This window comes from Marinobacter sp. ES-1 (assembly GCF_000475255.1).
Lineage (GTDB): Bacteria > Pseudomonadota > Gammaproteobacteria > Pseudomonadales > Oleiphilaceae > Marinobacter > Marinobacter vinifirmus.
The window spans coordinates 141271-155225 of the sequence record NZ_AXBV01000052.1 but is presented as its reverse complement, the minus strand read 5'-3'; the positions used below and the strand labels follow the sequence as shown (position 1 = coordinate 155225).

14 protein-coding genes are annotated in these 13955 nt (G+C 60.0%); 8 read left to right on the top strand and 6 right to left on the bottom strand.

The annotated features are described in order from the left end of the window. Window positions 1-53 precede the first annotated feature (53 nt). Window positions 54-1166 (bottom strand): polyamine ABC transporter ATP-binding protein, encoded by a 1113-nt coding sequence (potA, locus tag Q668_RS09885; RefSeq protein ID WP_227498338.1) that lies wholly within the window; start codon window positions 1164-1166, stop codon window positions 54-56. 8 nt (window positions 1167-1174) lie between these two features. After that, entirely contained in the window at window positions 1175-2281 is a 1107-nt protein-coding gene (locus Q668_RS09880; protein WP_022989450.1) for a polyamine ABC transporter substrate-binding protein, read from the bottom strand. 255 nt (window positions 2282-2536) lie between these two features. Here Q668_RS09880 and Q668_RS09875 point away from each other — a divergent pair, with 255 nt between their 5' ends. Beyond that, window positions 2537-3490 (top strand): hypothetical protein, encoded by a 954-nt coding sequence (locus Q668_RS09875; RefSeq protein WP_022989449.1) that lies wholly within the window; start codon window positions 2537-2539, stop codon window positions 3488-3490. A 103-nt stretch (window positions 3491-3593) separates the two neighbouring features. Here the strand turns inward: Q668_RS09875 and Q668_RS09870 are convergent, their stop codons facing one another. From Q668_RS09870 to Q668_RS09860, 3 genes are all read right to left on the bottom strand, one after another. Next, window positions 3594-4034 (bottom strand): hypothetical protein, encoded by a 441-nt coding sequence (locus Q668_RS09870; protein WP_022989448.1) that lies wholly within the window; start codon window positions 4032-4034, stop codon window positions 3594-3596. Between the two features lie 105 nt (window positions 4035-4139). Then, entirely contained in the window at window positions 4140-5120 is a 981-nt protein-coding gene (locus Q668_RS09865; protein WP_022989447.1) for an XdhC family protein, read from the bottom strand. Window positions 5121-5222: 102 nt separating this feature from the next. Next, a complete protein-coding gene (locus tag Q668_RS09860) occupies window positions 5223-6143 on the bottom strand; it encodes an AraC family transcriptional regulator (protein ID WP_081697583.1) in 921 nt (306 codons plus the stop codon). 127 nt (window positions 6144-6270) lie between these two features. Between Q668_RS09860 and Q668_RS09855 the strand changes: the two genes are divergently transcribed. The 6 genes from Q668_RS09855 to Q668_RS09830 are packed head-to-tail and all read left to right on the top strand — an operon-like array spanning window position 6271 to window position 12239. Beyond that, complete coding sequence (locus Q668_RS09855) at window positions 6271-7764, top strand: CoA-acylating methylmalonate-semialdehyde dehydrogenase (RefSeq protein WP_022989445.1); 1494 nt, start codon at window positions 6271-6273, stop codon at window positions 7762-7764. A gap of 21 nt (window positions 7765-7785) precedes the next feature. Then, window positions 7786-8952, top strand: a complete 1167-nt coding sequence (locus tag Q668_RS09850) for an acyl-CoA dehydrogenase family protein (RefSeq protein ID WP_022989444.1) — start codon at window positions 7786-7788, stop codon at window positions 8950-8952. Window positions 8953-8995: 43 nt separating this feature from the next. Beyond that, window positions 8996-9775 (top strand): enoyl-CoA hydratase, encoded by a 780-nt coding sequence (locus Q668_RS09845; RefSeq protein ID WP_011785602.1) that lies wholly within the window; start codon window positions 8996-8998, stop codon window positions 9773-9775. Window positions 9776-9788: 13 nt separating this feature from the next. Continuing rightward, complete coding sequence (locus Q668_RS09840) at window positions 9789-10874, top strand: enoyl-CoA hydratase/isomerase family protein (RefSeq protein WP_022989443.1); 1086 nt, start codon at window positions 9789-9791, stop codon at window positions 10872-10874. Window positions 10875-10914: 40 nt separating this feature from the next. Beyond that, window positions 10915-11802 carry a 3-hydroxyisobutyrate dehydrogenase gene (gene mmsB, locus Q668_RS09835; protein WP_022989442.1) on the top strand — a complete coding sequence of 296 codons (888 nt, stop codon included), beginning with the start codon at window positions 10915-10917 and terminating at the stop codon, window positions 11800-11802. Between the two features lie 11 nt (window positions 11803-11813). Beyond that, window positions 11814-12239 carry a PaaI family thioesterase gene (locus Q668_RS09830; RefSeq protein WP_022989441.1) on the top strand — a complete coding sequence of 142 codons (426 nt, stop codon included), beginning with the start codon at window positions 11814-11816 and terminating at the stop codon, window positions 12237-12239. On the opposite strand, the gene Q668_RS09825 is transcribed toward Q668_RS09830, so the two are convergent. Next, window positions 12211-12951 carry an SGNH/GDSL hydrolase family protein gene (locus Q668_RS09825; protein ID WP_022989440.1) on the bottom strand — a complete coding sequence of 247 codons (741 nt, stop codon included), beginning with the start codon at window positions 12949-12951 and terminating at the stop codon, window positions 12211-12213. The two genes, Q668_RS09830 and Q668_RS09825, sit on opposite strands and share 29 nt — an antisense overlap. A 116-nt stretch (window positions 12952-13067) precedes the next feature. Between Q668_RS09825 and Q668_RS09820 the strand changes: the two genes are divergently transcribed. After that, complete coding sequence (locus Q668_RS09820) at window positions 13068-13931, top strand: PA4780 family RIO1-like protein kinase (RefSeq protein WP_022989439.1); 864 nt, start codon at window positions 13068-13070, stop codon at window positions 13929-13931. Window positions 13932-13955 lie beyond the last annotated feature (24 nt).

The window sequence follows — 13955 nt, the reverse complement described above, 5'->3', positions numbered from 1 at the left end:
CGCTGCCCTTCGCCGCAGCAGGGGCCTTGTCGGAGGTTCCTGTGGTCATGGCGTCAGTTCCAGAGCAGGATAGGACTGGAGGCTTCCCAGGACACGAACACCTGATCACCCCAGGTAGGCCGCTCGCCCCGGCGTTCCACGTTGGCCATGGTGGCCTGTACCCGCTTGCCACTAGCCAGCTTCACGTAGTAAGACGTGATGTCGCCCAGGTAGGCAATGTTGTCTACCGTGCCGCAGCTCCAGTTGGTGTCGCCTTCGGGCTTCTCGGTGGTCAGGTAGATCTTCTCCGGGCGCAGGGCGATCAGGGTTTCCGTGGTTTCCGCGGGCGTGGTCACACCCCGGTCGATAAACACCGGTGCATCCAGCAGGTCGCTGGTCAGCGAGATGCTGTCGGAGTTGTCTTCCAGGATGTTCGCCTCGAAGATATTCACCGAGCCGATGAACTCCGCCGTCATGCGGCTGTTCGGGCTCTCATAGATATCAATGGGGGAGCCCACCTGGGCAATCCGGCCGTAAGACATGATGGCAATGCGACTGGCCATGGTCATGGCTTCTTCCTGGTCGTGGGTCACCATCAGGCAGGTCACGCCCACTTTCTCCAGAATATCCACCAGCTCCAGCTGCATTTCCGTGCGCAGTTTTTTGTCCAGCGCGCCCATGGGCTCGTCCAGCAACAACAGCTTCGGGCGCTTGGCCAGCGAGCGGGCCAGGGCCACACGTTGCTGCTGGCCGCCAGACAATTGCTGGGGCCGGCGCTTGCCGTAGGCTTCCATCTTCACCAGCTTGAGCATGGCGGCCACGCGGTCGGCGATTTCGCTTTTCGGCAGCTTGTCCTGTTTCAGGCCCATGGCAATGTTCTGCTCCACAGTCATGTGCGGGAACAGGGCATAGGACTGGAACATCATGTTGGTCGGGCGCAGGTAAGGAGGCAGGGCAGTGATGTCCTGACCGTCCAGCACGATGCGGCCGGAATCCGGGGTTTCAAAGCCCGCGAGCATGCGCAGCAGGGTGGACTTGCCAGAGCCGGAGCCACCCAACAGGGCGAAGATCTCGCCCTTGTGGATGTCCAGACTCACGTCGTCCACCGCCAGGGTGCTGTCGAAGCTCTTGGAAATGCCTTTGATGCTGAGGAGCACCTCCGCTTGCGCGGAGGTATTGTTGATCACGGCCACCGTCAGCGACCGGATTTCACGCTGGTCCAGGTGCGGGTCATCAGGCGCTGGGCGTCCTGAGGCCGACCTTCCATGATGTACAGCTTCTTCATCACCTCGTCGGTGGGGTAGATGCTGGTGTCATTGAGGATTTCCGGGTCCACAAACTCGTTGGCCGGTTTGTTCGGGTTGGCGTACCACACATAGTTGGTCACATCGGCGATGATTTCCGGACGCATCAGGAAGTTCATCAGCTTGTGGGCATTTTCCACGTTCGGTGCGCCGGCCGGGATGGTCATCATGTCAAACCACAGCACCGCACCCTCTTTGGGGATGGTGTAGCGGATGACGTTACCGTTCTCGGCTTCTTCAGCACGGGCAGCGGCCTGCAGGATGTCGCCGGAATAGCCGGCGGCCACGCACAGGTCACCGTTGGCCAGGTCGCCAATGTAACGGGATGAATGGAAGTAGGTGATGTTCGGGCGCACCGCCTTGATCACTTCACCGCCTTTCCTGATGTCGTCGGCGTTGTTGCTGTTCGGGTCCAGGCCAATGTAGGCCATGGCGGCACGAACCATCTCTTCGCCAGAATCCAGCATGGCAATGCCACAGCCACCAGCGGCCAGCTTGCCGGTCACTTCCGGATCAAACACCAGGGCCCAGGAGTCGGTCGGGGCGCTGTCGCCCAGGATGGTCTGGATACGGCCTTCGTTGTAGCCATAGCCGTTGGTGCCCCACAGGTAAGGTAGGGAGAACCGGCTACCCGGGTCCACCTTTTCCAGATCATCCATCAGGTCCGGGTTGAGGTTAGCCATGTTCGGCAGCTTGCTGTGGTCCAGTGCTACAAAAGCCTTGGCAGAAATCTGCTTGGCTACGTAGTGGTTGGAGGGCACAACAAGGTCGTAACCGGAGCGGCCAGACAACAGCGCAGCTTCCAGCACCTCGTTGCTGTCGTAAACGTCGTAGACAACCTTGATGCCGGTTTCCTGGGTGAACTTCGCCAGGGTGTCCTCGGCGATGTAGTCAGACCAGTTGTAAACACGCACTTCTCCGGCAGCAAAAACCGAAGAGGCACCCAGAGACAACGCAACAGCGGCGGCAAGCGCCTGTGGCTTACACAACTTGAACATTGGATGGTGTCCCTCACTGAAAAGGGATGGATACAAAACGTGCAGGACGCACGCGGTTCTGGTGGGATCCGAGCGATTTTTAACACGATGTGGGGGTGTGCGCTACATAAATTTCACTGGCGGGATCGGGGGTTGTGCGTACGCCCCGAATCGTGGCGGGGGCGGCGGCCTTTACCTTGTTTTTACACTGGTTGACGGACACGGCTGGGTATCTTGGTCACTATAGATCCAAACAATCGAATCTGGAGCAAACAGATGCTGAAGTTGCCAGGGTTGAGGGTGGGAGGATTGCTGGCATTGGCAGCAGTTGTGCTGTCTGGCTGTAAGGTCAGTGCCACGTCGGGTGATCGTTACTACGACGAGCCGAGCTATAGCCGGGGCTACTTCCTGGATGCCAGGGACACCGGCCATTATTTCCCCGATGAAAGCTGGAGCCTGAACCACGAAGCCGAGGTGTGCATCGGTGAAACTCTGTACTTCGAAACCGCCGATGGCCGGGTTCGTGTATACGGTTCCCCTGCCTATAGCGAAAACAGCTTCCGAGCCGCGGCCACAGAACTGAATACCCGCATAGACGGTGTATTAAACCGGTTCAAAATGACCTGGCGGGACTTTGTGGATGAGCGCAGTGCCGAGGTGCCCTATCCTGAGCGGATTGTGGGGTGTCTGAGCTCGCGGGTGACAAATGTCAACCTGGCATTGGGAACCCTCGCAGCGGTGGCCATCGCGCCATATCACAGAAGCTGGCCTTATGAGGCCGGGCAGATATTCACCCACGAGCTGGCCCATTACGTTCAGGAAAACCTGAGCCATTACAGCGCCGCGGTTCCCCTGCTGCCGTACTGGTTTGCGGAAGGCCAGGCCGCCCTTGTGGCCGGTGATCCGGTTGCCCCGGCTTACCAGCACTACGACTACAGCCCGCTGCGAGATGCCACACGAAGCGAGGCTGGCAACGTCAGCTACCGCTTTGAACACTACGCCCTGGCATACCGCTACCTTGAGCAGGCCAATGGCGCCCTGACGATGACCCTGCTGCTGGACCTGGTGCAGTACATGGACTGGACAGGCGATTATCGAGGGGTAATCAGCACCGGTGAATCCCGGGCCTTTGTTGAGGCTTTTGATGCGATGGAGCTGGTGGATCATCGGGGCCGGTATTTGAGCTTTGGGCGGTTTTATGCGGAGTACCATGAATTGGTGGGGATGTAGTATTCCTCTGAGGAAGCTTATGGGGTCGAAAATGGGCTAAAGCTGGAATCGGGGTTTGCCCGGCTGCGGCGGAGCATGCCGGGCATGTTGCCGAGATGACGAATTACTGCGCCGTAATCGTCGCCATCACCAGCTTGCCATCCATCCGGATGGGGCCGTCTTCCTTGGCGCCCAGGGTGTATTCGAATACACCGGTTTTCATGCCGCCGTCTTCGCTGTGAATCATCAGCATCAGCATGTCACCGGCGGCCACTTCTTCGGTGAGAATGGCGGCTACGTCCATGTTCTTACCTTTCTTCAGAGGCGCATAGCCCACTACCGGGCCGGGTTTCATGGCTTCATCGGTGCGGTGCACTACCAGCCAGCCGTTCTTTTCTGTCATGACTTTCTTGGCGGTTACCGTGCCTTCAGACACAGACTGGTCGTCGCCCCATACGCCCACTTTGTCGTTGCCATGGTGGTCTGCCAGTGCGGTTCCGGCGCTGAGGCTACCGGCCAGCAGGGCTACGGTGAACAGGGAGCGGGTTTTGTTGTGCTTGTTCATGGTTCTCTCCATACAGTTGATTGGCCCCCGCCCGGGTATAAGTTGGGCAGGGTGATCAGTTGTACGGAGATTTGTTTGGGATAGATTAGGACATACTGAAAAATATCAGAGGTTATCCTTCGCAATGCCCTGGCGGACCCGAACAATATCCGCCATCACAGACAGGGCGATCTCCGCCGGTGTCTTGCTGCCGATATTCAGGCCGATGGGCATTCGGATTCGCTCAACCTGCTGCTCGTTCAGCCCGCCAATGCGCAGTAAACGCTCCCGGCGTTTTTCCGAGGTGCGTAAAGAACCCATCACGCCGATGTAGAAGGCGTCGGTTTTCACCGCTTCCATCAGGGCGGTGTCGTCAATCTTCGGGTCGTGGGTGAGGGCAACCACCGCGGTTGCTCCGTGGCAGCCTTCGCGGGCAATCCACACGGAGGGCAACTCCTGGCGCAGGGTAACGCCGGGTACGTTGAAGTTGCAGACTTCTTCCTGGCGCGGGTCACATACGATCACCTCGAAACCCAGGCTATGGGCAAAGCTGGCGCAGGCGGTGGCCACCGGCGACAAGCCGGCAATGAGCAACCGGGATACCGGCCCCACCCGCAGTTTCAGGGTGGCGGTTGTTTCGTCTTCCATCACTTTCTGGCCCGTTTCCCGGTCTGGCTCGACACTGGCTTCGCCGGTTTTCAGGCAAACCTTTCGAGCCACATGGCCCTGGCCGCTCAAGGCGGCCCGAAGTGCCAGGAAGTGCTCCCGGGATGAGGCGGAGGCGGGAAAGTGCTCGATCAGCACATCCAGAACGCCACCGCAGGGCAGGCTGACTCTGGGATTGTCCAGGCCATCGGCGGCACCGTAGCGGATTCGGTTGATGCGGCCCTGGAATTCGCCTTCCTGCAGGCGTTCGAGAAAGTCCTCTTCCACACAGCCGCCTGACAACGAGCCGCAATGGTCGCCATTGGCCTGTGCTACCAGCCAGGAGCCCGGCGCCCGGGGAGAGGAGCCGAAGGTACTGAGTACCGTACACAGCCAGAAATCCTGACCGCCATCGCACCAGCTGATGGCCTGGTCAACTACCTGAATGTCCAGTGGCTGCATCTGCGCCTCCCGAATGAATAAGTGAGTCCTGTGTGATACCGGAATTTTGTCGCCTTGCCAATTGCAGTCGGGCCAGGGAGCCAGGCTATCTGCGCCAATGGGTCAGTGCCTGGCGGTATGCCGGTAGTCGCTGGGGGATTTGCCCATTACCTTTTTGAACAGCCGGGAGAAGTAATAGGCATCGTCGTAACCCAGTTGCCGGCTGATGTCAGCGAAGGTGTGGCTGGTGGTGTCCAGCAGTTCGCAGGCCCGCTCCACCTTCAGGTGCAGGAAATGCTGAATCGGTGAGGTGCCGGTCTGTTCCCGGTAACGGGTGGTGAAATGGGCCGGTGACAGCCCGCTGAGTTCGGCCAGTTGCTGCAAGGTCAGTCGCTCTTCCAGGTGTTCACGCATGTAGTTGTGAAGGGTGTCCAGCTCGGCCTGCCGAGCCTGGCTGGTTTCATCCACGTTCATGGGGACGGCACTCAGCAGCTGTCGCAGGCGATTGCTGGCGTGGATCAGCCCCTTGGTGCGGAAGCCGGTCTGGCGTACCGACAGCAGGCCGTTGAAGTCTACCAGCAGGCGGGGCTGGCGCCCCAGATGGAGCACCCGGGTGTTGTCATCAAACCCCATGTAGTCACCAAACTCTGCGGCCAGCGGGCCGGTGTAGTGCACCCAGTGAATGGTCCATGGATTGTCCGGGTCTGCCGTGTAGCGATGGCTGGCGCCGGCCGGCAGCAGCAACAGGTCGCCGGCGGTCACGGTGTAGGGCTCGCCTGCTACGTTCAGAAAGGCTTTGCCATCGGTGCAATAGATCAAAAGATTGTCACGATGGTGTTCCCGATGCATGTGATGGCCCGCCGCCCGCCGGTAATGGCCGAAGGCCAGAGGGTACAGCTCCCGGGTTAGTGGGTGGTGCGCCAGTTGGCGGACGATGGGCTCCGGAACCACATAGCGAACACTGTCCGCAGGAACAGGCCACTGGGAGGTTTGCGCGGATGGCTTGGTGCTTTGATGACTGGTCATCGAAAAATAATCCATCATGGGCGAAACTTAGTCAATCATCAGGCGGCAAGGAGCGTGCTAGTCTTTTGGAAAATCATCGCCAGGTCCGTTTCGTTATTCAGCGGGCCACGGCACTCCCGGACAACAACAAACAGGGACCATCCTCATGAAAAAAGTACCTCAGTTTATTGCTGGTGAATTTGTTCAGAGCCAGACCCAGAACTGGATCGACGTGACCAACCCGGCCACCAACGAAGTCATCGCCCAGGTGCCCTGCGCCACGGCGGACGAAATGCGCAAGGCCATCGACAACGCCGGCGAAGTGTTCAAGAGCTGGAAAGAAACCCCGGTATCCGAGCGGGCGCGGGTGATGCTGCGTTACCAGGCCCTGCTGAAAGAGCACCACGACGAGATTGCCGAAATTCTGTCCCAGGAAACCGGCAAGACCTTTGACGACGCCAAGGGCGATGTCTGGCGCGGTATTGAAGTGGTAGAGCATGCCGCCAACGTGGCGTCCATGATGATGGGCGAGACCGTTGAAAACGTCGCGCGGGAAGTGGACACCCATTCCTGGATCCAGCCCCTTGGCGTGTGCGCCGGCATTACCCCGTTCAACTTCCCGGCTATGATTCCCCTGTGGATGTTCCCCATGGCCATCGCCTGCGGTAACACCTTTGTACTGAAGCCTTCCGAGCAGGACCCGCTGACCCCGATGCGCCTGGCGGAACTGTTCGAAGAAGCCGGTGCGCCCAAGGGCGTTCTGCAGGTAGTGCATGGCGCCAAGGAGCAGGTGGATACCCTGCTGAACGATCCGGCCATCAAGGCAATTTCCTTTGTCGGTTCGGTACCGGTCGGCCGTTACATCTACGAAACCGGCACCCGCAACATGAAGCGCGTTCAGAGCTTTGCTGGTGCCAAGAACCACATGGTCATCATGCCGGATGCCGACAAGCAGCAGGTGATCAATGCCCTGGTGGGTGCCTCTGTGGGTGCCGCCGGCCAGCGTTGCATGGCTATCTCCGTGGCGGTGTTTGTAGGCGCTGCGCAAGAGTGGATTCCGGAACTCAAGGAAGCCATGGCGAAGGTACGCCCGGGTGCCTGGAACGACTCCGGTGCCAGCTATGGCCCGGTGATCAGCCCCAGGGCCAAGGAGCGGGTTGAAGCCCTGATTGCCACCGGCGAAGCCCAGGGTGCGAAGCTGATGCTGGATGGTCGCGGCTGCACCGTGGATGGCCTGCCGGGCGGTAACTGGGTAGGGCCCACGCTGTTCAGCGAAGTCACGCCGGAAATGGACATCTATAAAGAAGAAATTTTCGGGCCGGTGCTCACCTGCATGAACGCGAACGACCTTGGCGAAGCCATCGAGCTGATTAACAACAGTCCTTATGGCAACGGCACCTCCATCTTCACCAACCACGGTGGCGCCGCCCGCCGCTTCCAGCACGAGATCGAAGTTGGCCAGGTGGGTGTGAATATCCCCATTCCGGTGCCCCTGCCGTTCTTCTCTTTCACTGGCTGGAAGGGTTCTTTCTACGGTGACCAGCACGCTTACGGCAAGCAGGCAGTGCGTTTCTACACCGAAACCAAGACCGTCACCTCCCGCTGGTTTAACAGTGAAGCGACGTCTACCGAAGCCAACTTCTCCATCCAACTCCGGTAACGCCGAGCAGGGAGCTGAACGATGGATTTCAACCTGACCGAAGACCAGCTGGCGTTCCGGGATGCGGCCCGGGCCTTTGCCGAGAAAGCCATGGCACCCTATGCCGGCCAGTGGGATGTGGACCACACCTTCCCGGTGGAGGTGATGAAAGAAGCCGGCGAGATGGGCTTTATGGGGATTTATACCCCGGAAGCCCTGGGCGGCATGGGCTTGTCCCGCATGGACACCTCGGTGATCGTGGAAGAGCTGGCCATGGCCTGCCCGTCCACGGCGGCCTTTATCACGATTCACAACATGGCCACCTGGATGGTAGCCAGCTTTGCCTCGGACGACCTGAAGCAGGAGTTTGTGCCCAGGCTGGCCAGCGGTGAATGGCTGGCCTCCTACTGCCTGACCGAACCGGGGGCCGGCTCCGATGCCGCCAGCCTGCGTACCAGGGCGGTTCGTGACGGCGACAGCTATGTGATCAACGGCAGCAAGATGTTTATCTCCGGCGCCGGTGCCACCGATGTGCTGGTACTGATGGCCCGTACCGGTGATGCCGACAGTAGCGCCAAGGGGATTTCCACCTTTGTGATCCCTGCCAATGCCGAGGGTGTTTCCTACGGCAAGAACGAGGAAAAGATGGGTTGGCACAGCCAGCCCACGCGGCTGGTGACCCTGGAAGACGTGCGTATTCCGGCCAGTAACCGAATTGGTAATGAAGGCGACGGCTTCGCCATTGCCATGAAGGGCCTGGACGGCGGTCGCCTCAACATTGCCACCTGCTCCCTTGGCGGCGCCCAGGCGGCGCTGCTGCGGGCGCGCAATTACCTGCACGAGCGCCAGCAGTTCGGTAAGCCACTGGCCGCGTTCCAGGCGCTGCAGTTCAAACTGGCGGATATGGCCACCAACCTAGTGGCGGCCCGGCAAATGGTGCGCCTGGGTGCCTTCAAGCTGGATGCCGGCGACCCGGAAGCCACCCTGCATTGCGCCATGGCCAAGCGCTTCGCCACCGATGCCTGTTTCGAGGTGGCCAACGAAGCCCTGCAGCTGCACGGCGGCTACGGCTACATTCGGGAATACCCGCTGGAGCGCTATGTGCGGGACCTTCGGGTACACCAGATTCTCGAGGGCACCAACGAAATCATGCGCCTGATTATTGCCCGCCGCATGCTGGAAGACGGCGTTGCCGAAGCCATCCAGTAACCGGCCCCAATCATCAGCACCGGAACAACCAAAGGAATTTACCATGAGCGAACTGATTCAACTGGAAAAGCGCGATCACATTGCGATCCTGACCATCGCCAACCCCCCGGCCAACACCTGGACGGCAGACTCCCTGGCGGCTCTGGAGGCCACCATTGAAGACCTCAACGCAGACCGCAACATCTTCGCGCTGGTGGTCACCGGCCAGGGTGAGAAATTCTTCTCTGCCGGGGCGGACCTGAAAACCTTTGCCGACGGCGACCGTGCCCGAGCCAACGAGATGGCCCAGAAGTTCGGCCAGGCCTTTGCCACGCTGACTGCCTTCCGGGGTGTGTCGATTGCCGCCATTAACGGCTACGCCATGGGCGGTGGCCTGGAATGTGCCCTGTCCTGCGATATTCGCATTGCCGAAGAGCACGCCCAGATGGCGCTGCCAGAAGCCGGTGTTGGCCTGCTGCCCTGCGCCGGCGGCACCCAGAACCTGCCCTGGCTGGTAGGCGAGGGCTGGGCCAAGCGCATGATTCTGTGCGGCGAGCGGGTAGATGCCAGCAAGGCGCTGCAGATTGGTCTGGTGGAAGAAGTGGTGCCGTCTGGACAAGGCCTGGAAGCCGCCCTGAAGCTGGCCGAAGGCGCCTGCAAGCAGAGCCCGTCTTCGATTGCCCGCTGCAAGCAGCTGGTGATGAGCGCCCGTGATGGCCGTAGCCACACTGATGGCTGGCGCATGGAGCGGGAACTGTTTGTGGAGCTGTTCCACACCGAAGACCAGAAAGAAGGCGTGAATGCGTTCCTCGAGAAGCGCAAGCCGGAATGGAAAAACCGATAAGCCCGGGGCTGCTATGAGCGATCAACCGATGGTATTTGAAGAGTGGACCACTAACGGCGGTGGCCGGATTGCGGTCGCCAGGCTGAACAGCCCGCGCAACCTGAATTCGCTGTCTATGGACATGATCCGCCTGCTCAAGCCGCAGCTGCAACGCTGGGCTGACGATGACAGCGTATGTGCGGTCTGGCTGGAAGCCGAGGGCGACAAGGCCTTCTGCGCCGGTGGCGATATCGTGTCCCTGTACCGCAGCATGACCGAGCCGGGGAAGCTGGCCGAAGGTGAGCGGTTCTTCACCGAAGAATGCGAGCTGGATTACCTGATTCACACCTTCCCGAAACCGGTTGTGTGCTGGGGTAACGGCATTGTGATGGGCGGCGGCATCGGCCTGATGGCGGGCGCTTCCCACCGGGTGGTTACCGAACACTCGAAACTGGCCATGCCGGAAGTGAGCATCGGCCTGTACCCGGATATCGGCGCCGGCTGGTTCCTGAACCGCATGCCCGGGCGTATCGGCATGTTTCTGGGGCTGACCGGCACCCGCATGAACGCAGCCGATGCGCTGTTTGTGGGCATGGCAGACCGTTTTGTCAGCCACGAACTCAAAGGGCAGGTGATTGATGCCCTGGCATCCGCTGACTGGCAGGGTTCCAGCGCACATAGTGTTGTCAGCTCGGTACTGCGCCAGTATGAACAGCAAAGCCGGGGGGGGCTGCCGGCGTCTCCGGTTCGCGATCACTTTGATGATATCCAGCAGGCCGCCGATGGCGACTCCCTTGAGCAGGTGGTGATGCAGCTGAAAGATCTGGGCGGCCGAGAGGGCTGGCTGGGTAAAGCCGTGAAGGGATTGGCCAGTGCCTCACCCACCTCGCTGGCCCTGACCTGGAAACATCTGCAGCGCAGCCAGCGCGACAGCCTGAAACAGGTGCTGGATAACGAGCTGGTGATGTCGGTGAACTGCCTGAAGAAGGGCGAGTTTGCCGAAGGCATCCGGGCATTGCTGATCGACAAAGACATGCAGCCCCGCTGGCGTTATGCGTCGCTGGCGGAACTGGACAACGAGTGGATTGAAGAATTTTTCAGCCAGGCGCCCGGGCACTGATAAATCCCGGCGCACTGCAACAAAAACAAGGAGAAGCAAGATGGCGAAGGTAACTTTTATTGGTCTGGGCAACATGGGCGGGCCCATGGCCTCCAACCTGCTGAAGGCGGGGCATGAGGTCACGGTTTTCGATCTGTCCAAACCGGCGGTTGAAGCGTTGGTGGCCGAAGGGGCCAGCACTGCTGATTCAGCTAAAGCGGCAACCCAGGGCGCCGAGTGCGTGATCACCATGCTGCCGGCGGGCAAACATGTGGAAGCGGTGTATCTGGGCGAAGACGGCCTGCTGGCAGCCCTGCCGGCCGGCACCCTGGTGATTGACTCCTCCACCATTGCCCCGGAAACCTCCCGGGCGGTGGCAGAAGCTGCCGCAGCAAAAGACCTGGCCTTTATCGACGCACCGGTATCCGGCGGCGTAGGTGGTGCCAAGGCCGGTACACTGACCTTTATCTGCGGTGGCGAAGTGGCCACCTACAACAAGGCACGGCCGGTTCTGGAAGCCATGGGCAAGAACATCTTCCACGCCGGACCCCACGGCGCGGGCCAGGTCGCCAAGATCTGCAACAACATGATGCTGGCCATCCTGATGGCGGGCACCAGTGAAGCCCTGGCTCTGGGTGTGAAGAACGGCCTGAACCCTGCCGTACTGTCGGAAATCATGAAACAAAGCTCCGGCGGCAACTGGGCCCTGAATGTATACAACCCGTGGCCGGGTGTAATGGAAGGGGTGCCGGCATCCCGGGATTACCAGGGCGGTTTCCTGGTGAACCTGATGACCAAGGATCTGGGACTGGCGTTTGATAACGCGGTCGCCAACCAGGCTTCCATCCCCATGGGCTCCCTGGCCCGAAACCTGTTCCAGCTGCATGCCGGGCAGGGTAACGGTGAGCTGGACTTTTCGAGTATCCTGAGGCTTTACAAACCAGACTGAGCAGTAGAGCCATGCAAGTAACATTCGGAGAGCTGAAGGCTTTCCTTGAAGATCACTTTCCCCAGGGTGCCGCCTACGGCACTCTGCAGGAGCTGGGTGATGGCTGGGCCGAGATGAAGCTGGAGGTGGACGACGACCACTTGCGCCCCGGTGGAACCGTGTCTGGCCCGGTTATGATGGGGCTGGCAGACGTGGCCATGTACGCCGCCCTGCTGGGCAAAATCGGCTTGGTCCCCCTGGCGGTAACCACCAACTTCAACATCAACTTCATGCGCAAGCCCGCCGCTCACGCTGCGGTGTGGGCTCGCGCTACCTTGCTGAAAGTAGGGCGCACGATGGCGGTGGGTGAGGTGTCGATCTATTCCACTGGCATGGAGGAGCCGGTGGCCCATGCCACCATGACTTACTCTATTCCTCCGGAGAAGCATGGGCCCTGATGCCCCGGCTCAGCTCCGGCGCCAGGGCTTCGGCAATGTACCGGTAGCCTTTGATGCTGGGGTGGTAGCCGTCGCTGGCCAACAGCCCGGTATCTTCAATCACCGGGTGACGGGCGTAGCGGAAGTGCTGCGGCGCTTCGCTGGCCAGTTGCCGGTAGATGTCGTCCAGAAGCCTGGCCCGCCATCCCATCACGTAGCGCAAGGGCGCCGGCAGGGCGGTGAACAGGTGCATGGGAGGCACGCTCAGAAGCATCAGGGGTGCCGGATACCGTGCTTCGAGCAACTCCCTCAGTTCAAGCAGTTGCTGGCGGAATCGTTTCCGGGGCGTAAAACCGGTGGTGTCGTTGACCCCCATGCTCAGGATAACCACATCGGCTTCCGGTAAGTCTGTTTGTTCCAGCGCCCGGTTCAGGGCATTCAAACGAATACCGTTAACCCCGAAGGTGTGCCAGGCGATGGTTTGCCCGGTTCCCTCATGGAGCTTCCGTGCCAGCTGGCTGGCCAGGCCCTGATCGTGGGTTTGGGTGCCCACGCCGGCGGCGGTGGATTCACCAATCACCAGGATACGCCGTGCGGGCTCGCCCTCACCATACTGCCCGCACGGAGATCCGGAGGCCTCGGGCAGCCGTGGCGTGGTTTGACGAGTGCGCTTACCCTGATACAGCAACACCGGAAAGAGCACAGCCGTGGTCAGCCAGAATGGAAGATGCATTGCATAGATCCCGGGTTTAGTGGAGCGGAATAATCCTGGTATGGGCGACATTAGCCGCCAGACTCTACCAACGGTACAATGGCGGCTTCTCTTCGACCAATTTTGGCAGGAACTCTTTGAAAATCCCTGAACGCCTGAAGCCCCTCGCCGATGATGGCATCATTGATGAAGTCATCAGCCGACTCATGAGCGGTAAAGAGGCCGATATTTATATTGTACGGTGTGGCGATTCGATTCGCTGCGCCAAAGTCTATAAAGATGCGGTCAAGCGCAGCTTTAAAAAAGCGGCGCGATATCAAGAGGGTCGCAAGGTTCGCAGCGGGCGCCAGGCCCGCGCCATGGAAAAGCGTTCTAACTACGGCCGCAAGCAGCAGGAAGAAGTCTGGCAGAATGCCGAAATCAACGCGCTGTCCACGCTGGCGAAAGCCGGTGTGCGTGTGCCTGAAACCTACGGTTGCTTTGACGGCGTGTTGCTGATGGAACTGGTGACAGAAGATACCGGCGATGTCGCACCACGACTGGCTGATGTGTCCATGTCAGCAGAGCAGGCCATTGAAGACCACACGCTGATGATGCACTACGTAAGGCTCATGCTGTGCGAAGGGATCGTGCACGGTGATTTGTCTGAATTTAACGTGCTGGTTGACGATTACGGCCCGGTGATCATTGATTTGCCGCAGGCGGTAAATGCTGCGTCCAACAACAGTGCGCAGGAAATGTTCGACCGCGATGTGAATAACATGCGCCGCTATTATGGCCAGTATGCGCCTGAGATCCTGGACACCCGGTTCGCCAGGGAGATGTGGGCGCTGTTCGAAGAGGGGGAACTGACCCCCGACTCTGTGCTGACGGGTGAATTTGAAGATGACAGTGGCAGTTCTGATGTCTATGCCGTGCTGGAAGAGATCAAAGCGGTGATACAGGAAGACCTCGAGCGCAAAGAGCGTTTGCGCGAGGCGGATGAAGGCTCAGACCTTTAACCCTGTGTCAGGCCCCGTGAGCGG